At 33.0% G+C, this 21858-nt stretch carries 14 protein-coding genes, 14 tRNA genes and 2 rRNA genes; 8 read left to right on the plus strand and 22 right to left on the minus strand.

The features are described from left to right. Positions 1 to 412 precede the first annotated feature (412 nt). The 3 genes from FCI53_RS14170 to FCI53_RS14180 form a co-directional block, all read right to left on the minus strand. Positions 413 to 1840, minus strand: coding sequence for a beta propeller repeat protein (locus FCI53_RS14170; RefSeq protein WP_138419716.1), 1428 nt, complete (start codon positions 1838 to 1840; stop codon positions 413 to 415). A gap of 418 nt (positions 1841 to 2258) precedes the next feature. After that, a complete protein-coding gene (locus FCI53_RS14175; protein ID WP_138419717.1) occupies positions 2259 to 6248 on the minus strand; it encodes an N-6 DNA methylase in 3990 nt (1329 codons plus the stop codon). Positions 6249 to 6474: 226 nt separating this feature from the next. After that, complete coding sequence (locus FCI53_RS14180) at positions 6475 to 6825, minus strand: helix-turn-helix domain-containing protein (RefSeq protein ID WP_138419718.1); 351 nt, start codon at positions 6823 to 6825, stop codon at positions 6475 to 6477. Positions 6826 to 7004: 179 nt separating this feature from the next. On the opposite strand from FCI53_RS14180, the gene FCI53_RS14185 reads away from it, so the two are divergent. Further along, positions 7005 to 8093, plus strand: coding sequence for an HNH endonuclease signature motif containing protein (locus FCI53_RS14185; RefSeq protein ID WP_138419719.1), 1089 nt, complete (start codon positions 7005 to 7007; stop codon positions 8091 to 8093). 1620 nt (positions 8094 to 9713) lie between these two features. Here FCI53_RS14185 and FCI53_RS14190 read toward each other — a convergent pair. Beyond that, complete coding sequence (locus tag FCI53_RS14190) at positions 9714 to 11342, minus strand: phospholipase D-like domain-containing protein (RefSeq protein ID WP_138419720.1); 1629 nt, start codon at positions 11340 to 11342, stop codon at positions 9714 to 9716. 626 nt (positions 11343 to 11968) lie between these two features. Here FCI53_RS14190 and FCI53_RS14195 point away from each other — a divergent pair. The 5 genes from FCI53_RS14195 to FCI53_RS14215 all read left to right on the plus strand — a co-directional run bounded on the left by FCI53_RS14195 (position 11969) and on the right by FCI53_RS14215 (position 16790). Continuing rightward, entirely contained in the window at positions 11969 to 12817 is an 849-nt protein-coding gene (locus FCI53_RS14195) for a tyrosine-type recombinase/integrase (RefSeq protein ID WP_138419721.1), read from the plus strand. Positions 12818 to 12993: 176 nt separating this feature from the next. Then, positions 12994 to 13227, plus strand: coding sequence for a hypothetical protein (locus FCI53_RS14200; RefSeq protein ID WP_138419722.1), 234 nt, complete (start codon positions 12994 to 12996; stop codon positions 13225 to 13227). Further along, entirely contained in the window at positions 13214 to 15343 is a 2130-nt protein-coding gene (locus FCI53_RS14205) for a phage/plasmid primase, P4 family (RefSeq protein WP_138419723.1), read from the plus strand. The genes FCI53_RS14200 and FCI53_RS14205 overlap by 14 nt, the downstream gene beginning before the upstream one ends. Before the next feature lie 549 nt (positions 15344 to 15892). Then, positions 15893 to 16255 (plus strand): hypothetical protein, encoded by a 363-nt coding sequence (locus FCI53_RS14210; protein WP_138419724.1) that lies wholly within the window; start codon positions 15893 to 15895, stop codon positions 16253 to 16255. Beyond that, positions 16248 to 16790, plus strand: coding sequence for a hypothetical protein (locus tag FCI53_RS14215; RefSeq protein WP_138419725.1), 543 nt, complete (start codon positions 16248 to 16250; stop codon positions 16788 to 16790). The genes FCI53_RS14210 and FCI53_RS14215 overlap by 8 nt, the downstream gene beginning before the upstream one ends. Before the next feature lie 93 nt (positions 16791 to 16883). Here FCI53_RS14215 and FCI53_RS14220 read toward each other — a convergent pair whose 3' ends face one another. Together FCI53_RS14220 and FCI53_RS14225 are read right to left on the minus strand one after the other, a co-directional pair. Further along, positions 16884 to 17390 carry a hypothetical protein gene (locus tag FCI53_RS14220; protein WP_138419726.1) on the minus strand — a complete coding sequence of 169 codons (507 nt, stop codon included), beginning with the start codon at positions 17388 to 17390 and terminating at the stop codon, positions 16884 to 16886. A 340-nt stretch (positions 17391 to 17730) separates the two neighbouring features. Beyond that, positions 17731 to 17916, minus strand: coding sequence for a helix-turn-helix domain-containing protein (locus FCI53_RS14225; RefSeq protein WP_138419727.1), 186 nt, complete (start codon positions 17914 to 17916; stop codon positions 17731 to 17733). 227 nt (positions 17917 to 18143) lie between these two features. On the opposite strand from FCI53_RS14225, the gene FCI53_RS14230 reads away from it, so the two are divergent. Then, on the plus strand, positions 18144 to 18476 hold the full coding sequence (locus FCI53_RS14230) for a DUF771 domain-containing protein (RefSeq protein WP_138419728.1): 333 nt from the start codon (positions 18144 to 18146) through the stop codon (positions 18474 to 18476). A gap of 105 nt (positions 18477 to 18581) precedes the next feature. Next, a complete protein-coding gene (locus tag FCI53_RS14235) occupies positions 18582 to 19694 on the plus strand; it encodes a site-specific integrase (RefSeq protein WP_138419729.1) in 1113 nt (370 codons plus the stop codon). 159 nt (positions 19695 to 19853) lie between these two features. Here FCI53_RS14235 and FCI53_RS14240 read toward each other — a convergent pair. The 16 genes from FCI53_RS14240 to FCI53_RS14315 all read right to left on the minus strand — a co-directional run. After that, a tRNA-Leu gene (locus FCI53_RS14240) sits at positions 19854 to 19935 on the minus strand. Positions 19936 to 19941: 6 nt separating this feature from the next. Next, positions 19942 to 20015 (minus strand) — tRNA-Cys (locus tag FCI53_RS14245). A gap of 9 nt (positions 20016 to 20024) precedes the next feature. After that, positions 20025 to 20099, minus strand: a tRNA-Gly gene (locus FCI53_RS14250). Between the two features lie 5 nt (positions 20100 to 20104). Beyond that, positions 20105 to 20179, minus strand: a tRNA-Gln gene (locus FCI53_RS14255). A gap of 9 nt (positions 20180 to 20188) precedes the next feature. Then, positions 20189 to 20264 (minus strand) — tRNA-His (locus FCI53_RS14260). Between the two features lie 14 nt (positions 20265 to 20278). Then, a tRNA-Trp gene (locus tag FCI53_RS14265) sits at positions 20279 to 20349 on the minus strand. Between the two features lie 30 nt (positions 20350 to 20379). Further along, positions 20380 to 20465: transfer RNA gene (locus FCI53_RS14270), tRNA-Tyr, on the minus strand. Positions 20466 to 20489: 24 nt separating this feature from the next. Further along, a tRNA-Phe gene (locus FCI53_RS14275) sits at positions 20490 to 20565 on the minus strand. Positions 20566 to 20606: 41 nt separating this feature from the next. Then, positions 20607 to 20683, minus strand: a tRNA-Asp gene (locus tag FCI53_RS14280). Positions 20684 to 20741: 58 nt separating this feature from the next. Beyond that, positions 20742 to 20818, minus strand: a tRNA-Met gene (locus FCI53_RS14285). Between the two features lie 23 nt (positions 20819 to 20841). After that, a tRNA-Val gene (locus FCI53_RS14290) sits at positions 20842 to 20917 on the minus strand. Positions 20918 to 20955: 38 nt separating this feature from the next. Continuing rightward, positions 20956 to 21030: transfer RNA gene (locus tag FCI53_RS14295), tRNA-Glu, on the minus strand. A 20-nt stretch (positions 21031 to 21050) separates the two neighbouring features. Further along, a tRNA-Ser gene (locus FCI53_RS14300) sits at positions 21051 to 21143 on the minus strand. Between the two features lie 3 nt (positions 21144 to 21146). Further along, positions 21147 to 21221: transfer RNA gene (locus FCI53_RS14305), tRNA-Asn, on the minus strand. An 11-nt stretch (positions 21222 to 21232) separates the two neighbouring features. Then, positions 21233 to 21348 (minus strand): 5S ribosomal RNA (gene rrf / locus FCI53_RS14310). Between the two features lie 111 nt (positions 21349 to 21459). Beyond that, positions 21460 to 21858, minus strand: a 23S ribosomal RNA gene (locus tag FCI53_RS14315); the annotation flags it as partial.

The following is a 21858-nucleotide window of genomic DNA, read 5'->3' on the forward strand; positions in this document are numbered from 1 at the left end:
ATCCATGTTTTCACTCCTATTTATTTTATCCTTATTATACATCTTTAAATTCCTCTTGCCTAAACAAAACAAATTACCTCTGATCTATACAAAAAAGGACAGGGAATTACTCCCTGTCTCAACTTTTACGATAATAATATTTAATTATTTGTGTGCTTAGATTAAATACCGGTGGTCGGGGTCAATAATGGAGTCAAAGTATTGTTCTGATAAGGTTTTACACGTTTAATGCGTAAAAATTGCGTAAAAAGAAAGATGTGTTTATAGAGCACTACTTTTTTTCTTGTTAAACTGACCGCTCCCTTTAACATAAGTACAATAACACAAAATTGTTTATTTAAACAGTAAAGCGATGCCATTAATAAGCATCGCTGTTTCTGAAGGTATGGTTGGTTTTTTATTTTTAGATTGATTAGGAAAATTTATCCTCGTTTTTTGGAGTCATATATTTCTTTATATTAAATTTAGAAATATCTCCTTTAAGTATCTCATTTTGGGAACTCATATAAAAGGATTTCCCTATTTCACCAAGAAATTTCGAATACAATTTAAAATCATAAAAAATATCCCAGGTCACTCCAAAGTCTACAGAGCAATATACTTTATTATATGACCATACAAACAGTAATCCATCATTACTTTCATAAATCCATTGTATGTTACCCCATCTTTTATCTTCATGAAGAACAGTCCAAGATTCTCCATTATCCTCAGATAATAACAACTTACAACTATTATCAAAGTCTTCTGTTGTTCCTCCACCTGTTGTACCAGCTAATAGATTGCCGTTGCTTATGACCGTAATTACTGTTATCTCCTTTATAGGTTTATTTTTATTAAAATTAAAGGAAGCCCTAATCCAGTTAAGACCATTTTCAGAATAAAAAATACCTGCTGCACTTCCTTTTCTACTGTTCGTACCAGTCCCAAGAACTACTCTTTCTTTCGTTACTTGTTTAAATGTTTTTATAACCATTTTTTCTTCTATTCTTGATTTAATCCATGTCTGTCCATCATCTTGAGAAATTAGGATTAGATTCCTATCACCATATTTTGGACCGTCATCAACTATAAATATCCAATTACCATTTTCCATGATAAATCCATCTCTAACATACCAGACATCTGTGGGCCCCACTAGCTGTTTCCATGTTTCACCCCCATCATAGGTTATAATTGCTCCACTATATGATGTTCCTAAAATTAAGCATTGTTTATTTATTTCTATAAATTTAGTTACTGCAACTGCACCTTCTAGCTGGGGTATTCTTATTTCATTCCACTCTTCTTTATCTATTTTGCGTTTGTAGAGTAGGTATTTACTTTCCTTCTGACCTCCAATCCAATCATATCCGTTAAAGTTTAGAATAAGGTCATTGCCATACATATTTGGAGCCTTTTCTTTTACAAATAAGTTATCGTATAAAAAATTTAATGGTATCTTCCCTATATCAGTAATTGTTCTTTTATTTATTTCTACATTTCTTACATCAGTATTTAAAAATTCTCCATGTATTTCAAGGAGATATTTTCCTGGAGTTAGGTTAGTAAATTTAAAATTTTCATTAACAAAATTATTTAATCTTTTTTCTTTTTTGTTTCCAAAGAGCTCCTTTAAATTTACGGTGATTTTATAATCAATAGGTAATTTGGGATAGATTAATTTTCCTTTTAAGGAACCCGATTCTCTTCTATCTTTATATCTATCCCATCCCAAAGCAAAAAATATTGCCCCTAAAACCGTTAACACAATTGATAATATTGTCAAGCCAACAGAAGAAGCATAAACTCCTCCAATTGTTAGACATAAAAAGACAATTAAGCAAATCCATGCAACCAATATATATCTCTCTCCTCAAAAAAAAAAAACAAAATTTTTATCAAACAGTGGAAATAATTATACTCAGTTTATCACAATATTTCTGCTCTCGTATTTAATTTCTTTCCTAACTGCCTTATATGATTTTTGACTTCTTCATGAATGCCTTTAAAACTATTAGAAAACTAATTCAACAAAAAAAAGCAATAATCCTTCTTAGATTAACACTCAAATTGTTTTTTAAGCTATCCTGCTAGTTAACATGAATTATCAGAAAACCGATTTAAAAGGCCAGACATTAAACACGCTTTATTAACACACCGATTTAGTGAATGTCATAAATTTTTCTAATATAATGAAAAAAAGGGGGGAAATTCCTATCCATTACGATAAAAAAAAAGTGAAAAACTATAGCTTTTTCACTTTAGTAAGAAATTATTTAATTTAAATCTAATAGTGTATTAATTATATTAATTTCATCCATTTTTAATATTTGCAAATCTTCTTTTAATTTACGTACTTTGTTTTTATTTGCTTTTATTTTTTGAATAATTTCATCTTGATAATCCAAAGACAAGACAGGGATTCTATAATTTTCCAAAAATTCTTTTGGTACTCTTCTATGACCAGATTTCCCTGTCATTTCTCTATGAGCCTCTATCCTAAAGAATTCTTGTTTTGTTATATAAAATAACAATTCTTTTCTTAATCTTTGATTGGCTCTTAAGACAAAAAATTCGGTACTGCCAAAACCAATTCCATTTTTTAGGTCCGCTGCAATTGCCCCTTTTCCATTTTCCATGCTAGGGGTAATTTTAGCAAATAAAACATCCCCTTCACTAAAATATCTGTATCCCTTTGACTTAACTTGTTTAAGTCGTTTTAATTCCGAGTTGATTATCTCGCCTTCATTACTTACAGATGGCATGTCTAAAAAAGTAATCAAAGTATCTTCATCAAGGGAACTTACCTCATCAATACCTGGGTTAATGTCCATAAAGTTTCCTAATCTATCCGTTTCTTCGGCCTCAGAGAATAACTTGCTAATTAAACTATCGTTGTCATTATTTAATTTTATAATTTTATCCTTTATGATCTTAACTTTTGACTCTATTGTAGAAGTATCATCAACAACTTTTTTTATTATATTATGGTCATCAGGGACAGGTATTTCAAATTGATAAATGTTTTCAGGTGATAAATTATTAATATTTTGACCAGTAAAGGTTAGGATGTAATTTTTAAATTGTTTTGTTTTCAGAATATTATATATATATTTAGACATATAATATTCATCGGAAATAGTCCGCAAAGTTGCACAAAAACCCCCAAAATACTCATTCATGTCATTATTAATAAATGCAATTTTCCCAAGATGGGATAAACTTCCACTCGAGGTACAAATAAATATATCATTTTTTCTTAGTTTTTTTTCATCTTCAATTTCAAGGTCTTCTTTTAAATATTTTTCTTCCCTAAGATCAATAATGGAGTTATCTCTATCTATATTTGAAGCTGTCAATATTCTAGTTCCGGACTTAGTTTGCGCTTCATCTTCCTTGTCGTAAACCACACCACTTTTTATAGTGACTAACTTATTTAATTTTACATTTTTAAAACTAGTCTTAAAAGTATAATCAGATTTGTTAATTAAAGTATTAGAAATCTTATTAAAAAACTCTCCACCCTCAAAGTTAATCATAGAATACATTGGTTTAATACGCATTTTGTCTTTAAGATCATCATGTATATCAAACTCTTCTTCTAATAAAATCTTTAACACATAGTAATTGGCTTTGGACTCATCTGACAACATATTTTCGTTATATAACTTAGAAGTCATATCACCGTTATAATCTCGGTAAATCTTTATACCCTCTTCTCCTCTTCTATTAACAAATTCATATCCCAAAAATGCTTTTTGTTCACTAGTATCATCTGGAACCTGTACTAACAATACATTATTATTATAAGTGAGCATGAAATAATATAATTTCTTTCTTTCTTCTTCTTTGACGTAGTCCACAAATTCAACTGTCTTCGACTGCTCAAGTTGTTCAATTAAAATTTCTGTAGTTTCTTTTAATTCCTGGTGTTCAAATTCTAATTCAGAAATCTCATTAATTAATTCACTATGTTTTTCAGTTTTTTTATTATTGTCCTTTATTTTTTTCAATTCGGTTTTCTTTTTGTTTATTTTTTTTAAAAGTGATTTTTCTGATCTCTTGAACTTACTTTCTACCTTATTAATTTTCTGAATAATCCCCTCTAAAATTGGCTCAAATGCCTCTTTATAATCCTTTAATAATTGAGATCCTTCGAGTAAATGGAAAGTATCCTCTTTTAAGAGATAAATGTATTGGTTCAGAGGAATGTCATAGATCTTCCTTGCGTATGTGCTAAATGCTTTTTCTATACCGTTACAGGTTACGTCTTTTTTATTAATAAGAAATGTATCTATAACTGAACCAATTTTCTCGGATACGCTAGCATCTCTTCTCCTAGCAAAAATGATTACCGTCTTAGTTGGAGTTGCCATGAAAGTTTTATTTCCTAATTCTACTATTGCTTTAATATCAAAATTCTTGACAAGGATTTCTCTAGCTTCAGAGTGAATTCCCTTATTAGATAAAATTGTTATTGGAAGGATGATACCAATATAACCTCCGTCTACAACCAATTGTTTAGCTCTTTCTATAAATAAACATTCTATTTCTTTACTTTGATCAGTTAACTTTTGATATAAATCAAATGACTCCTCACCATAGCTAAGGGTGTTTTTAAAGCCACTAACTGAATATGGAGGATTCGCTATTAACAAATCAAATCGTTGATTGTCTTTTACATTCACATTAGTTTCTAATCTTCCATCATAATGCTTATCTTTATAGAAATTACCCAGTCCATCTGCATTAAAAATTTTGGCATCTCCATCTCCGTTTAAAAAAGCACTTACTTTTGACGTTTTAGCTAATCTATAATCTTTTTCTATTCCATAAATATACTCTTTTGCCCAATCAAAATCATATCTTTCTTTTCTAAAGTTTTTCCTAACCGTATTACTACTTCTTATCTCTTTCTCATCCATGTTGTCTATATGTTCCTGTATTTCATCCATTACTTCAATTAAAAAATGGCCAGATCCCGCTGCATAATCAATAACATAAGGTAGATATGAATTTTCATCTCTATCAGTTATTTTCTTTTGAATAATTTCCTGTATTGGTAAGGATCTACATATAAACCTTGCAATAGGAGATGGAGTAAAAAACTGACCAGCTTCTTGTTTTATGCCTGTTGATAATAGTTTTTCAAAAAAATCACCAAGAAATTGTTGTTTCGAAGTGTATCTTATCTCATAATTTTGAATTAACTTAACAACATCTTCTAATACTTTATAATTACGATCAAAAGTGTCTTGGTTATAAACATCAATAAAGCCTAATTCATTTATAGGACTGAAATAGTTATCATCTAAAGTAATGTCCAAGTAATCCTGTAGACCTCCCTTATATAGCTCAATAAGTCGGTTAAATACATCATTAGGACTATCCTCTTTAGTTATTTGAAAACCCATTTCGTCATCAGGCTGAACGACTCTATCCTCATCATACACTTTACAAATAAATAGATTAAAGATCTTATTAAAAGCATTGGTTTTATCTGAAATTACATTTCGTCTTAATATTTCTGCAAATTGGTGATATATTCCATCTCCGGTTTCTTCGTCTAACTTTACAAGTTGGGCTCTAGTTATATTTTTAAATACTATATTATATGAAGTTGTCCAACTTTCGAATACACCATTTACTTTAGTTGATTTATCCCAAGTTTCAAAAACTTCTTCTAAATTATTCGAATCCTTTAATTCTGAACAATCAATGATATCATTTTTATAAATAATTTCATTATTTTCAAGCTTGGAACTGTATAATAAAACAAACTTTGCATTCTTATCTTGACTGTAATATGAAAGCAATTGACCGCCATCTTTTCGAAGCTGGTTTAATTCTTTAGAATATTCACCATGAAAAGTTTTACATTCAATCATAAGATAACATTTATTTTCATGATCTTTCACATACACGTCCAAATAGCCTGGCTTGTGTCCAACTTTAAAGTCCTTCTCTAGAACAATACTCCCTGGTGGATACCCTTTTTCTAGCAGTCTATTAACACACTCAAGAACAACTAAATTTTCATCTTGTTTTAAACTCGAAGTTGTTTTTCTTATAACTTCTATCTCACCGTGCGTATCGTTGACTTTACTTCCCCAATCTATGACAGAGGAGTTTCTATCTTCATTCTTTATTTCTACAGTTATTTTGTAATCAGAAAAGTTAGGATACTTTTTTTGCCAAATCCCTTCTTCTCCTTCCATTAATTTAAATCCCATCTCTATAAGTAATTCTTTAATATAAGTTAACATCTAATTTTCTTATCCTCCTATAACACTTTACATAAAGCTATGTGTACATACACAGTTACCTACACGCCTCTACATTATTTTATTATATTTGACAGTCGATACCAAGCTTTTAAGAAAAAAAAAAGACCAAGGATACTAAAATACCCTGGCCTTATAGCGTTATGCTTTTATTTAGTAAAAATTAGTTATTGAAAGGATTTCCATCTTCTAATGCATTAATTTCGTTTTATTTTGAATCAAGCAGAGCAAGGACATCTTTAACCATTTTATGAATCGTCTTAATTTCTTCCTCGGTTCGATTAATCAATAACGTTTTATATCCGTCTATTAAGTACTCCTTTGCTGGTTCATCCTCTATATCAGTTTCGTCAAACTGAAAGAACTCGGTAACTTTCACATTCAACCCCGTCAATATTTTTTCAAGCGTCTCTAATGAAATATTTCGCTCTCCACGCTCTACTCCACCAATGTATGTACTTTGCAATCCAGACTTTTCGGCTAACTCTTCTTGAGTAAATCCTTTTAGCTGTCTTAGGTTACGTACTTTATTTCCTACCAAAGTAAGTATATTGGACATGTTATTCACCTCTATTTTCAGATTAGAGAAATGAACAAATGTCCGACAGATACATAAAGTATAAACTTAAACAGTACTTATAAGTTTTGTTTTGTGTTACAATAATTTATAATTTGGTTCTCTATAATGTAATTTCTATTAATTTGATCACTTATAATTCATATCGGAAGGATGTTTTTATGCAGCGACTTTCTAATGAACAGCTACTATTTATTGAAAATAACTGGAAAACAACACCTATAAATGCCCTAGCTGCTGAAGTAAAAGTTACACCACTGGAACTATGTAAGCTTATGAGGATTCATGGAATTGCAACAGATGTTAGAGATATAGAACTGATATTTATCAGAAAGTCCGTCGATAATGGCGTACCACTTAACAAAATCCAAGCTGAACAAGGCTTTTCAGATACGCAATTTTCACAGATATGCTCTCGCATTGGAATTAAACAAAAACGAACTCTAGATGATTTATCGGAAATTGATATAGTTAAAAGTACTAGGTGGTTAATTGAAGAATGTCTCAAAATGGCAATAAGCGATTTCTTACCTAGAAAAATAAGACAGAATCACTTTATTGATAATGGTCTTTATGATTGTATAAGATACGCACATTACCACAAAAACAAAGACCCATACTATAAGCATTTCTCAGCAGTTGCATATCTAGTATGCAAAGCTTATCCTGGAACTTATAGACCATTCCAGTTTGTTCATGCTAAATCTAATAAGTATTTTAAAGGTAATGGTGGAAAATCTAGATACATGCAAGCCCTAATATGGGTTATTACTGAAAAAATGGGAATCGACCTAGATTACATAGACACTGTAAAATCAAATAATTTCTTTTTAAAATCAAAGGACTTAAGTTTCTATGGGCTAGGATACCATGCCTTTAAAAACGTTTTTAATAGTATTCAGGAAGTAAAAAAAGAATTGATAAAAAGATACAGTAAAGAAAATAATACATTTGAGAAATCTACTAAACTGAAAAATAAATTAAACGATCATAATATTTCTTTAAATTGCTTTGTTAATGGCTGTAGCTTTAAGGATCCTACTTTAATAGAAATACATCACATAATACCTAAGGAACATAAAGATAGATTAGATAAATTAAACCTGGATATAGACGCTTTTGAAAATCTAATCCCTTTATGCCCCAACCATCATGCTAGGGCTCACCAACTTGTAAAATGGAAACAATTTTTGAATCAAGAACCATCAAATTGGAGGCAGGAGCTTGAGAAACAACTAAGCAGTTTGTAACAACAGGTCTGACCAGGGGGGGCGAACGAGTTAAAGGAGAGACGTAATACGATACAATCAGAGAGGACAGATACGGATGATTACTTATGCTCTACTAAGTGGGCTAATTCTTAGCATTATTTTATTTTTTATTTATGAACGCAATACTACACAGGAAGTTAAAGCCTGTAAAGAAACAATAGAATCCCAACATGCACTTATCCAGGTATTGGCTAAAAAAGTTAAAAAGCTTGAAAAATCTTAGATGTACCTTCCCCCCCCTCAAATATCGTAATTGGAGGGGGCTTTTTATTAATTTAAACACGTATCATTGTAGAAAATAATTCACAATTTAAAGCTTGTATAAGTACAATAGTCACAGTAAAATTAGTTTAACAGTTTAACTGTTAGAAATTTTCATCCAGTTTGGAGGTGTTCAGATTGCAAGAAATCAGAGAAGTGAATTCAATGAAAAATGCATACGGACAGTTGTTTGAGATCGAGAATATGCTTCGACACTACATAGAGATTAATATGTCGAAATGTTATGGTTGCCATTGGTACCACTCTGCACCAAGATTGGTTTTAAAACGAGCACCTACCAAACCATATTCCAACCTTTTATTCCACGAGTATGAGACATATTTCAGAACGTACCCCAACGCATTTAAAAGATTACAAAAAGAGTTTTTTTTGTACCTTGACACTCTTTATCCAATTAGAAATAAAATTGCACATAGTCACAGCCTTAATTCTTATGAATTCCAATTACTAAATGAATGTTTGGAATTTTTTACTAGATGCATAAAAGAGTAATAAGAGAAAAATATAGAGTGAAACGTAAAGTAAAATTCCTAATATTTGTTGAGTACAAGGACGCATTTGTATAAAAGTTCCTTTAAGCCCCCATCCCCCGGATAAAATTTATTATTATCACTTAAGTTCCAGGTCTAAAAGTAATTGATTCGTATAACGGCTTAAGTTACGATTTTTAATTGTATAATATCTACAATCTTTTCCTACCATCAAATATATGCCATATAAATTTTTTGAGTTATTATCACAGTACTTTAAAAACATGTTTATTTTAGTTAAATCTGTTCATTTTTCTGTCATCAGGATTTCTATATTTTCTTCGCATCCGCCCCTCGTAAGATTTGCAGATCCAGATACTATTTGGGAGTAATTAATATAGTTAAATAAATATAACTTTGCATGAAGGTTTTGATCCTTTACAATTTTCACATCAGCAATTTTATAAAGATCTTCTAATAAAACATGCGGCTCTCTTGTATCAAATTCTTGAGACAAAAATCTTTGACTCGTTCTTTAGCTAGGTTGTTGTTTTTAATACATTGTCTTAATAATTTTAATCAGTACCTTAGAAGTAGGCTGTTACAATTGTAAGGCTAGATAAGCCTTCGGCATCTTCAAATAACTGTGTTAATTTTTCCTTATTCCAAAACACTTGTTATCCTCCCCTTTTTTAATGATCACATCGATAATTGTGGTTAATTTCTTACAATCAAAGTATACGTTCTTTGCAATAAAAAACCCCACTTGATTGAAGTGAGGTTGATAGATAAATTAGTAAATTGTATATAAAGTCGATTTGTAACTACTCCGAACGTTTATTAACATTTAAAAATTAAAGTTTCGAGACCTTGATACTTCAATAGCTTTCTGATCATTTGTATAAATACATTCTTCTGATCTAGTATTTACATCATATTCGCCACGGAAAGAAAGAAAATTAAAACTACCTATTAACATATAATCATCATCACAAATTACAATTTTTTGATGAGTATTACTTTTATTTAACCTAAACCTGTTTCCGTATCTACTGAATTTCTTTTGTAAGTTATTTGCCATGTGATCAGTCTCTGAATTTTTTCTTGAACCATTCGAGTTATTAATTCCATATTTTATTTTAATTGTTACACCTCGATCTAGGGCATCCTTTATATACCTTGCCATATCATTTAAGACAAAATCACCCATCCAAGGACTACATATATCAATTTCTTTTTTTGCTACCTTAAATGCATGATGGAAATAATCTTTAATCTCCTCATTCATAATAGGTCTAGTGTTAGATATGATACGTTCATCAACTAATTGCTTATAGACTTTAACAACATCTACATCGGTTGACAAACTATTTTTACCTTCTTGCGTAACCACGAGTGATTTCAAGTTTTTTTGTAACTGGGTTAGTTCTTGTGAAAACAATGTTTTAGTTTCATTTATGATTCGATCTTTTAGTTCGTTCTCACGTTCTTCCTTTTGGTGTATTGAACCTTTTAATTGTTGAATCTCTTCCATTAAGTTAGATATAGTTTCACTTTCTTTTTTATCTGTGTAAATAATTCCATCATTAGGTGCCAAATCAAATATAGGTTCTGAATCATCTACCCCTCTACGAGCATCGGTCGAAGACTGTTTATTATTATTGATTTGAGACTTCTCACAATATTCTTCATTTTGTAAAACACCATTTGTTGACCAATCGTCGATATTAGTAATTGTTTCCATAATATTGGCTGTGCAGTTATAAGCAATAAGTTTTGAAAATAACGGTTTCTCATCTAAATGTTCTATAATATATTTAATTGCATTAAAATTACTAATTTTCATAAAGTCATACTGAATATGTCTTTTTTGGATTCCTTTTCCAGTAACTGGAAATCCCTCTGCATCCAAATACCGTAAACTTTGGTCTTTTTGAATATCATGTAAAGAAAGCTCTCCATTTTGAAATAATTTAAAAGCACGTGCAAACCTAGATTTCACTAATACTATAGGAGTCATAGATAAATGAGATTTGAACTCATTAATAACCTGATCTGCATTATAATTTGGGTTTATAGATTCTATAACACATAAAAAGTTTTTATCCATCATGTGGAACCAATTATTATGTGAATCAAGTTCAAAATAAGTATATACAATTTCTGCTACTTTTTCACAATATATAGTACTCATGGACGAAGGAAATGTAAAAATAACTAGTGTATCATCTTCTTTTATGCGCAAACTAAAACAATCGAAAAATAAAGATATTATATTTGATTTACCTTCTTTTTTTTCCCTTTGATACATTTCATAAAGAGAATTTATGTTCAGATCTTCATAATCTAATGATTTAATATTCCACTCCTCTTTAAAGTGGTTCTTTATCAGACTAGGTAACAGGGAATCTGCTTTGTCTTCCGAAGATAAATAAAAATTCTTTATTATTACGTTTTTCCCCTCAATATCAAACATCTTATCACCGAATCTTTCCCTTGTAATATATATTATATTTTAGCATAAATTTCCTTCAAATAACCTTAAAAACAAATTTCTGGTATTAGGCTGGCCACCAAATTTTTACTAACACCGTAATCGTAACAGGATAGATTACAGAACAAAGTTATGTGAAACAAGTAATAAGAAAGACAAGAAAGCTGGGAGGGTCTCAAAACATTAACAAGGAACATGCAGCAAAAGTCTAGCATGAACAAAAAACATGCTTGCATACGAGAGATTAATATTGAAGGGATAATTATATCTTGAATATTCCAATAAAAACTTGAAGGGAATTTCATAATATATAGAGAGCACAAGTGTGCGTTTATATATAAAGTACCTTTAAGGATCCTACCCCCCGGGTTCAAAATAATTTAGTAAAGGGACATTCCATTAAATCAAACGAAGAAAATAGCAAGTAAACATTTTACTTGTCCGTTTAGAAACAATTCATTCCATTCCAGCTCATGCAACATAATATAACTTATGTTGCATTAACTAGTAATTTGTTATACTATATATCTACCAAATGCAACATAATTTAATATTTTCTTTTCTTTTTGAATGCAACATAATTTACTAACATAATAGAGGTGAGCAACATGATTGATGAATTTCGTATTTACATGGACAAAGAAGAGAAAACTAGTAATACCATCGAAAGCTACATACAACATGTTAGAGGCTTTCTAAAATGGTTTAACGAATCAAAGGATCTAGAATTCAAAAAATTGCACAGAGAGAACGTTAAGGATTACATAGCATATTTAAAGACGATCAAGAAATTAAAGCCTTCTTCCATTAATTCGAAAATTGGTGCTCTGATAAAATTTAATGACTTCTTAATTGAGAACAAGATACAAGATGGCTTAGTTATATCCAAAAAGGATAACATTAAAACACAACAACAATACGCTTCCCTAGCAACAATTGACCAAAATGATGTTGAAAAGCTAAGACAGTTAATACTAGATAATGAAAAAAGCAGCAGAAACCATGCAATCATTACCCTACTTGCATATGCTGGATTAAGAATAAGTGAAGCGATCAATATTAAGATGAGTGAATTTAATCTATCCTCACGAGAATTAATTGTTGATGGTAAAGGAAAGAAAACAAGAGTAGTTTTTATAAATGATAAAGTACATAATGCACTAAGGGAATGGCTTAGAGAAAGGAAAGCTTCTGATAGTGAGAACCTCTTTATAAGCAATAGAGACAACCCAGTAAACCGTACAGTGGTAAACAAATTATTTAATAAATATAGCAAGATGGTAGGAAAGGAAATAACACCGCATGATCTAAGACACTTCTTTTGCAGTTATGCTATTTCAAGAGGTATGAGCGTACACGAAGTCGCCAATCAAGCGGGTCACAGTAATATTCATACTACTCTTCTTTACACTAATCCTAACAAAAACGAATTAAAGGAAAAAATGAACCTTCTATAATATAGAAGACAAGGATTGCCAATTATGGTTAATCCTTTTTTTGTTGGAAAAATCTTATGGTGGTATTTTTAACAGCTAGTCTATATAATATGCCTCGTCAAGAAAGGGGGCAATTTTTCCAGATATATATGACCCTAATCTTCTCAAATTTTATTTTTAAAAAAGGATGTGAAAATATGATTAATAAACAGTTAATTGATCAAGTTGAAGAAAAGCGAATAAGGTATATGATTTCCAAGCAAAGCTTATCAAAGCTTATCGGTATTAATGCCAACTTCTTCAGAGATATTCTTCGTAAGCAAAAGAGCCTTCCAAAGACATACCAACAAAGAGTTACAGACTTTATAGAATTACCATTGGATGACTATATTACTAAATACCAAGGAGTGAACACAAATGTTAAAAAATAAATTTAATGTATTTAATTATCAAGATCTAGGATTCTCATTCTTTCCTATTAATCATAAATCAAAGGCACCTAAGAGAAAGTGGGCCAATTATCAGAGTGTTCGACCAACTGATAGTGAATTAAAAGCATGGACGGAGAACAATATGCCAAGTAACTGGGCAATTGTCACAGGGGAAATAAGTGGAATTGTTGTTGTCGATATTGATGATATGGATCAATTCAGACAATCTGGAATAGAATTTCCTATAACACCTACAGTTAGAACAAGTAAAGGAATTCACCTATATTTTAAGCATCCAGGATTCAAAGTATCAAATGGTGTTAAGCATATAGAAGAATGGTTTGATATCAGAGGAGATGGTGGTTTTGTTGTAGCTCCACCTTCATTACACCCGAGTGGTATTGAGTACGAGTGGATTGATGGACAATCACCAGAAGAATGTCCTATTGCTGAATTACCAAATTGGATAATAGATAACTTAAAGGATAATAACAATGTTTCAAAATCCAACTCTAACACAAAACAACATGATAAAAAAGACTGGGGCCAAATTTTTGTTTCTGGCGCTTCTGAAGGAGGGAGAAATGATACTGCTGCCAGTTTAGCGGGACATTACTTTAACAAAGGATTATCCTATGAAGAGGCAACTCATTTAGTAAATGCATGGAATTTAAAAAACACACCGCCTCTTTCAGATAGTGAACTTAGAAATGTCTTAGATAGCATTTATAAACGGGATCTAAAAAATGCTAAACAGTATGTAATGAATACCTCGTATATCCGTTCGTTCATCAATGAAAATGGTGAAGAAGTATACGAAAAAGGATCATTCAAGCATACTATTCTAGCGGAAGTCATTAAAGATGAATTGCCTTTATATCGTAACGGTAGATACTTCTTTTACTATGACAATAGTGATGGCCTTTGGAAGCAGGGTGCGGAAGATAAAATTAAACTCGTAATCGCTGAAAAATTAGGTATTTATGCTAATAACAGCCGAGTAAGTGAAACATTCAACCACGTTGTAAGATCCACTCCTGTAGACCAGGGAGAGCTTCCGTTTGAGAAAGAACACCCATTTGTGATTAACCTAAAGAACGGTGTTCTAAACCTAAAAACAGGTGAATTTTCCACAGAGTTCTCTCCACAATACTATCATCACCTTAAACTACCCATCGAGTATAATCCTTCAGCAACTAGTGAGCATATTGAAAAATTTCTTTCCGACGTGCTATACCAAGAGGATATAGCTTTCATCCATGAAGTAGCTGCATCATCTCTAATAAAGACTATAATTAACCCCTCTCTAATCTTTCTTCTAGGAAGTGGCGGTAATGGTAAGTCAAAGCTACTAAGCTTAATGAGAAGGTTAGTTGGCGCTGATAATACTGCTAATATCCCTCTCGATGTTCTACAAAATGACAGGTTTGCTTCCGCAGAACTTCACCTAAAACTGCTAAACAATTGTGGAGATATTGGTGATGGATGGTTACCACAAACAGATGTAATCAAGACCATAACAGGTGGCGATCCAATATACGCTCAATATAAAGGGAAAGATCCATTCAAGTTCATATCATTTGCAACTCAAATTTTTTCTGCAAATAGTGAACCTAAGTTTAGAGATTTTTCGCAAGGCATGAAGGATCGTGTCTATCCAGTAAGAATGGACAAAACCTTTAGAGGATCCACAAAAGAAAACTTTGACCCTCTAGCTATGATTGATGAATACCAATTAAGTGGATGGCTTAACAAGCTTGTCTCCGTTACTCAAGACCTAATTACAAGGAATGGCAGATTTACTGTTAGTGAAGGTATGATCAATAAAAGAGATGAATGGTTTAATTCAATGGATTTAATAGGTCAATATGTTGAAGAAGAATGCATATTAGAACCTGGTGATTCCGAGGAGCCATTGGCAATATCAAAAAAGGACCTATTCGATTCATTCAACAGGTACCTCGAAGATAATGGGTACAGAACGAAATTCACTCGAAAAAGTTTTGAAAAAAGGTTACTGGAGTATGGAATCACAGTTGGGAAAAAACGCATAAACGGATCTAATCCTATCCATTGTTATGTAGGAATCGATCTTGTGGAAAAACTTCCTTTTTAATTTGTTCCAAATTCTATGGAACATGTTCCAGAATAACTTTTTGTAATCAGTAAACTGTTCCATTTTTAATGGCAGTTGACCTTCTTTACCATTTCTTCGTGAAGATTTATCCCATTCACCTCGGTTTGTTCCAAAAATAGTGGAACACTGTTCCAAATTTCAAAGACATCATTTATGCTATAAACCCTATTATATCAACGTTTATACCCCTTTTGTTCCAATGTTCCATTTTAATTTGATTTATTTGAAGAAAATTAAGAGATAAATATTTTACTAAACTATTATTTTTAAAAAGAGTGAAATATTTTTGGAACATTGGAACACCATTAATTACCATTGAAAAAGGTTATATTAATCTATATAATATGCCCACAATACAATATAACACCGAAAGGAATGATTAACATGGCTAGCACTGTTGGCCAATTTCTCACGTCAAAAAAGTACGAGAAGTTAATAAAAAGAAACATGGATGATCCAATTAGAATAGCGCAAATAACACACCTCTATTTGGTCCTAAAGGAAGGATTACAAGGTAGGAACATCAAGATGACACCAATTAAAAATGGTATCAAGCTTTCAGTCCCTCATCTAGGTCCAATGAGTATTTATATTTATGATAGCGAACAGGACGATATTAATTTTCCTCTTTCAAAGCTGCTAAAAGAAGACCCCATTAATCCAACCTACCATAGCAACAAACTCAAACAACTAACATTCTTGCACCGACGTGGCGACGTTTATCTCGATACCACAAAAACAATTAATTTAAACAAAACTAGTTATTCAAAGGAAAGTTTTTTCTTATTTGAAAAGGGATATGTTCTCGCTAGCATTAAATCCGCTATTGATTACTATTCCAAAAGAAGAATCGAAAACGTTCCAGCGTTAAGGGGGATTTACGGTGAATAATATAGATTGTTCTATCTTAGTAAAAAGGAACAAGCGTGAGATTGTCGATAATAATAATAAATCTCGTTATCAAACAACAATAGGAGGAACAAACGAAATGGAAACTTTGAAAGTAACAAACGTTACTATGCACTATCTAATAGAATTAAATAAAAAGAACAGTAACAAAGCTTATAAGCACCTTAATCTTTTAGTAAACCTAATGGAAATATTAGAAAGATACCCATTAGAAGACATTGTACCAATAAAAGGGGGTGTAAGCTTTAGATTAAAATCCCTGCCAAAGGTTGATGTTCTAATTGATTGGAAAAAAGCAACTGGTTCATTAGAAGAAGCACGTATTGAAAAAGGGTATTCAACTACCAGAAAGAAATTCCTTTATAAAAACAACTGCCTTTTTATTGTGCCTTCAGAGCAACTTGAGAAACACGATTATATTAAATCTCAAGTTCGATCATTTATTAACCTTATAGCAAAAAGAGAACATAATAAAGAATTCTATGAACTCTATCTTATTGAAGATCCTTTATTGTAAAAAAAAATGACAATAATGAGGGGGGATTACTTCGCCCCCTTCACTATTGTTTTCCTTTAAATCATCTAACTACAACGATTGCCTTACATAATTTTATCCCGCTGTATGACTAGGGGCATGTTCCATAGAAAGTTCCTCTTCTAGTAACTTAATTGTTAAACCCAAATCTAGAATATCTCTTAAAGAATTGTAGTGCTCCAAAATTAACCTATAGCATTTCACTAAATCGTTAAACTGCTTATCCGATAGTTTTGGTTCGAGAACAGCGTTTTTAACTTTATCATCAAGTATATCTATTTCCTTATCAGTTAAATTAGGTTTTCCGATCCGCCTCAATATTTCATTAAAATCAACATCAAAGCAACTTAAGGATTTTACTAACTCCTCCTCACTAGGTTGAAGATAAGCAAATTCATTTGTCAGTAACCTTAACGTACGATCTGCTATATATCCATCGTCGTTAGATGCTATAAGAGCATCTTTAAGGTATTGACCATAGCCGAATAGTTTTGTTTCCTGCCCACCTGGTAAGCTAATTGCATCTTTTACTACTTGAAGAAGCATTACTTCCAATTCTCTTCTATTTTCTGTTCTTTTCATTAAATATTCCTCCTTACTTTTTCGCACTTATACAGATTTATAGAGCTCTACTAATTCGAAATATCTGATCAGATTTTTTAATAATGTGATAGTACCATGGCACATTGTTAGAAACTAATTGCTTATTAGCAAAACGGCCGCGTTACAAATATTTGTTATCACTTTGGAAAGTTATTATACTCACAATCGTCCGACAAATTTAAAAGAACGTTTTACTCTATTTTTTTAAAAAATAGTTTGTTAATAACTTTTTTCGTTGTCCTGGTGCACAATTTACTGAGCTACTATTTAACAAATCAAAAAAAAAAATAGCAATAATGGGAGGGATCTCTTCCCTTCACTATTGCTTTCCTTCAAACCATTCAACAAACGACGATTTAGGTATTAGAATTCTTTTGTTAATCTTAATTACTTTGAATTTATTAGAATTAACTAGAGCATAAGCTTGTCTTCTACCAATACCTAATATAACTTGAATGTCTTTTACACTTAGTACAATCGGTAGATCATTATAATCTTTGTACATAGCGATATACCCCTGACCAATATCATCATTAACAGTTTTTCTGTTAATTATAAGTAGTTTTACACATTTCCTCTTGTATCCTCTTGTGTCCTTATATTTCCTATTGTTTCAAACCTGTTTATTTTTTTTATATCGAAATCATACTTAATGCCAAAGGATACATTCATGTTAATAAAAAGAGACACGGTGTGAAATTTCATTATGTTGTACTTTAAGGAGGCATTTACATGCAACAGTTAAATGTAAATCTAAATATTCCTATTCCGCCAGATACCGTAATAATCTCAAAAGTTGAACTGGAGGAATTAAAACAAGCACAGCTAACAGGCGTTTATTGGTCAATGAAAGACTTAGAATTGCAAATTAATCGTAAAAAAGAATGGATCAAAGAAAACATCCTTTATCCTTCAAAATTCAGAAAAATACTCGATGTAGACCAAGGTGGATTTGTGTACTATCCAAATAAACAGGGACGTAATTGGTCATTTCATGCGTTGAAAATGGCGGAGTTTTTAGATAACAACTTTCAGCAAATATTCTCAAATGATCAAACAACCTAGCAATATAGCTATACAAAATATGAAAAAGCGTTTATGATAAGGGTGACTCCATTATGACCAAAAGGCCACCCTTATCAAATAAACAAGATGAGGGGAAATAGAATAATGGCATATATAAGAAAACGTGGTAAGAGTTATGAATACTCGGTTAGCAATGTGGTAAATGGGAAATCAAAACCTATTAGAAAGGGTGGGTTTCGTACAAAAAAGGAAGCCCAAGTTGCTGCTGCTGAAATTGAAACACAATTAGCAAAAGGTGTGCAACCTGTTCTTAAGAAATATCCTATTGACGAATACTTTGAAAATTGGATTGAGCTCTACAAAGCTCCAACAGTAAGCCAAACAACATTGAAGCATTATGAATACTCTTTAAGCGCAGTGAGAGAGTATTTTTCAGATACACCCATTCAAAATGTTAAAAGGCATGAATATCAAAAATTCTTGAATTGGTTTGGGGCTAATAAAGCAAAAGAAACAGTTGCAAAAGTACATGGACATATTAAATCATGTGTTAAAGATGCTATGGAAGAACAACTTATCCAAATTGATTTCACTAGAAAAACTCAACCAACTTGGACAGTTCAAGCAAAAAAGTCAGTAGAAAAGTATCTAAACTATCATGAAAGTGAACGTCTAGTACAAAGTATATGGAATAACATTGATGAAGGACGAGGTTATTCTTTATTACTACTTGCTGTAGCTTCTGGAATGCGTTTCGGTGAGCTAGTAGGATTAACTAGGAAAGATTTTGACTTCACTAACAACACTATTAACATAAACAAGACATGGGGCTATAAAAGAAATTCTCCAGAAGGTTTTGGTCCAACTAAAAACGAACAGTCCAATCGGATCATTAAAATGGATCAATTGACGATGAATCACTTTAAGCAGTTATTTAAAAATACTACTGAGAACATTCATCAATTAGTGTTCTTTAGTCCTGGTTCAAAATACAAGGTCATCAGCAATACAAACGCTAATAAGCTTTTAAAAAAACTATTGGTTGAGTTAAACATTGAACCGATAACCGTTCATGGATTACGTCACACTCACGCAAGTGTACTTCTCTATCAAAAGGCATCCATTCATTATGTAAGTGAAAGACTCGGTCATGGTGATATTGAAACAACATTAAAAGAATACACACACGTTCTAAAAGAATTACGCTTACAAGATGAGCAAGTTGCAGTGAAGACATTTGAGAATATGGCTGTCTAAAAAGCGCGTAAAATTTGCGTAAAAAATGCGTAAAATGACTTAAAAACCTATCGTATTTAATCGTATTCTCAAATAAAAGAAAAAGCTTATAAACCCTTATATTTCAAGGTTTACAAGCTTATAAAAAACTTTTCATCGTAACTAAAATCAACCTAAAGATACCGGTGGTCGGGGTCGAACCGACACTCCAGAAGGAACACGATTTTGAGTCGTGCGCGTCTGCCAATTCCGCCACACCGGCATATTATGGAGGCGGTAACCGGATTTGAACCGGTGATAAAGGTTTTGCAGACCTCTGCCTTACCACTTGGCTATACCGCCTTATTTTAATGGAGCGGAAGACGGGATTCGAACCCGCGACCCCCACCTTGGCAAGGTGGTGTTCTACCACTGAACTACTTCCGCAATATTGGCTGGGCTAGCTGGATTCGAACCAGCGCATGACGGTACCAAAAACCGTTGCCTTACCGCTTGGCTATAGCCCAATAATGACATGGGGCGACCAGTGGGGTTCGAACCCACGCATGCCGGAACCACAATCCGGTGTGTTAACCACTTCACCATGATCGCCGTAATTTCAAAAGCAGGGGTAGTAGGAATCGAACCCACATCAAAGGTTTTGGAGACCTTCGTTTTACCATTAAACTATACCCCTATGATAAATAGATTGTTGTGTTAATAGAGATGGTGGAGGGAGTAGGACTCGAACCTACGAACCCGATGGGAGCGGATTTACAGTCCGCCGCGTTTGGCCAACTTCGCTATCCCTCCGTATTATTCTAAAGGTTTTAAAAGTGGTGGCTCGGGACGGAATCGAACCGCCGACACACGGATTTTCAGTCCGTTGCTCTACCGACTGAGCTACCGAGCCAATTCTATGATATAGAAAGAATAATATCTTCTATGTAAAAGTGGCGGTCCGGACGGGACTCGAACCCGCGACCTCCTGCGTGACAGGCAGGCATTCTAACCAACTGAACTACCGGACCAAAATGTTAAAAATTATTATCTAGCTAAGAAGTAATCTCAATGTAGTTAGATAAAATTTGGTTGCGGGGGCAAGATTTGAACTTGCGACCTTCGGGTTATGAGCCCGACGAGCTACCAGACTGCTCCACCCCGCGATAATAAAATATTGAGTTAAAAATGGTGGAGGATGCAGGGCTCGAACCTGCGACCCCTTGCTTGTAAGGCAAGTGCTCTCCCAGCTGAGCTAATCCTCCAAATAGTGTGAGTTATTTTCACTTATGTGAAAAAACTTTGGTGACCCGTACGGGATTCGAACCCGTGTTACCGCCGTGAAAGGGCGGTGTCTTAACCACTTGACCAACGGGCCAAACAATAATTGTAAATCAATGGCGGAGAGCGAGGGATTCGAACCCTCGAAACCGCGTTAGCGGTTTACACGAATTCCAATCGTGCTCCTTCGGCCAGCTCGGACAGCTCTCCAAATGGCTCCACAGGTAGGATTCGAACCTACGACCGATCGGTTAACAGCCGATTGCTCTACCACTGAGCTACTGTGGAATAATATATAAGCTTAGCGGCGTCCTACTCTCGCAGGGGCAAAGCCCCAACTACCATCGGCGCTGAAGAGCTTAACTTCTGTGTTCGGCATGGGAACAGGTGTGACCTCTTCGCTATTGCCACTAAACCATATTTTTAAGGACAAAATATATTATATGCAATTTTTATATAAAATGCAAGTGTTTTTTTGCACCTTCAAAACTAGATAAGAAATACTCAAGACAATCAAACCTTAAAAATAGTTAAGTCCTCGATCTATTAGTATCCGTCAGCTGCACGTGTCACCACGCTTCCACCTCGGACCTATCAACCTCATCGTCTCTGAGGGATCTTACTCATTTAAAATGATGGGAAGTCTCATCTAGAGGTGGGCTTCATGCTTAGATGCTTTCAGCACTTATCCCTTCCACACGTAGCTACCCAGCCATGCTCCTGGCGGAACAACTGGTGCACCAGCGGTGTGTCCATCCCGGTCCTCTCGTACTAAGGACAGCTCCTCTCAAACTTCCAACGCCCACGACGGATAGGGACCGAACTGTCTCACGACGTTCTGAACCCAGCTCGCGTACCGCTTTAATGGGCGAACAGCCCAACCCTTGGGACCGACTACAGCCCCAGGATGCGATGAGCCGACATC

It is taken from the genome of Aquibacillus sediminis (assembly GCF_005870085.1).
Taxonomy (GTDB): Bacteria; Bacillota; Bacilli; order Bacillales; family Amphibacillaceae; genus Aquibacillus_E; species Aquibacillus_E sediminis.

What these genes read in the sequence shown, in the direction of transcription:
- FCI53_RS14175 (WP_138419717.1), bottom strand. Translation starts at nt 6,248, where the DNA reads ATGTTAACTTATATTAAAGAATTACTTATAGAGATGGGATTTAAATTA.
- FCI53_RS14180 (WP_138419718.1), bottom strand. Translation starts at nt 6,825, where the DNA reads ATGTCCAATATACTTACTTTGGTAGGAAATAAAGTACGTAACCTAAGA.
- FCI53_RS14185 (WP_138419719.1), top strand. Translation starts at nt 7,005, where the DNA reads ATGCAGCGACTTTCTAATGAACAGCTACTATTTATTGAAAATAACTGG.
- FCI53_RS14190 (WP_138419720.1), bottom strand. Translation starts at nt 11,342, where the DNA reads ATGTTTGATATTGAGGGGAAAAACGTAATAATAAAGAATTTTTATTTA.
- FCI53_RS14195 (WP_138419721.1), top strand. Translation starts at nt 11,969, where the DNA reads ATGATTGATGAATTTCGTATTTACATGGACAAAGAAGAGAAAACTAGT.
- FCI53_RS14200 (WP_138419722.1), top strand. Translation starts at nt 12,994, where the DNA reads ATGATTAATAAACAGTTAATTGATCAAGTTGAAGAAAAGCGAATAAGG.
- FCI53_RS14205 (WP_138419723.1), top strand. Translation starts at nt 13,214, where the DNA reads ATGTTAAAAAATAAATTTAATGTATTTAATTATCAAGATCTAGGATTC.
- FCI53_RS14210 (WP_138419724.1), top strand. Translation starts at nt 15,893, where the DNA reads ATGACACCAATTAAAAATGGTATCAAGCTTTCAGTCCCTCATCTAGGT.
- FCI53_RS14220 (WP_138419726.1), bottom strand. Translation starts at nt 17,390, where the DNA reads ATGAAAAGAACAGAAAATAGAAGAGAATTGGAAGTAATGCTTCTTCAA.
- FCI53_RS14225 (WP_138419727.1), bottom strand. Translation starts at nt 17,916, where the DNA reads ATGTACAAAGATTATAATGATCTACCGATTGTACTAAGTGTAAAAGAC.
- FCI53_RS14230 (WP_138419728.1), top strand. Translation starts at nt 18,144, where the DNA reads ATGCAACAGTTAAATGTAAATCTAAATATTCCTATTCCGCCAGATACC.
- FCI53_RS14235 (WP_138419729.1), top strand. Translation starts at nt 18,582, where the DNA reads ATGGCATATATAAGAAAACGTGGTAAGAGTTATGAATACTCGGTTAGC.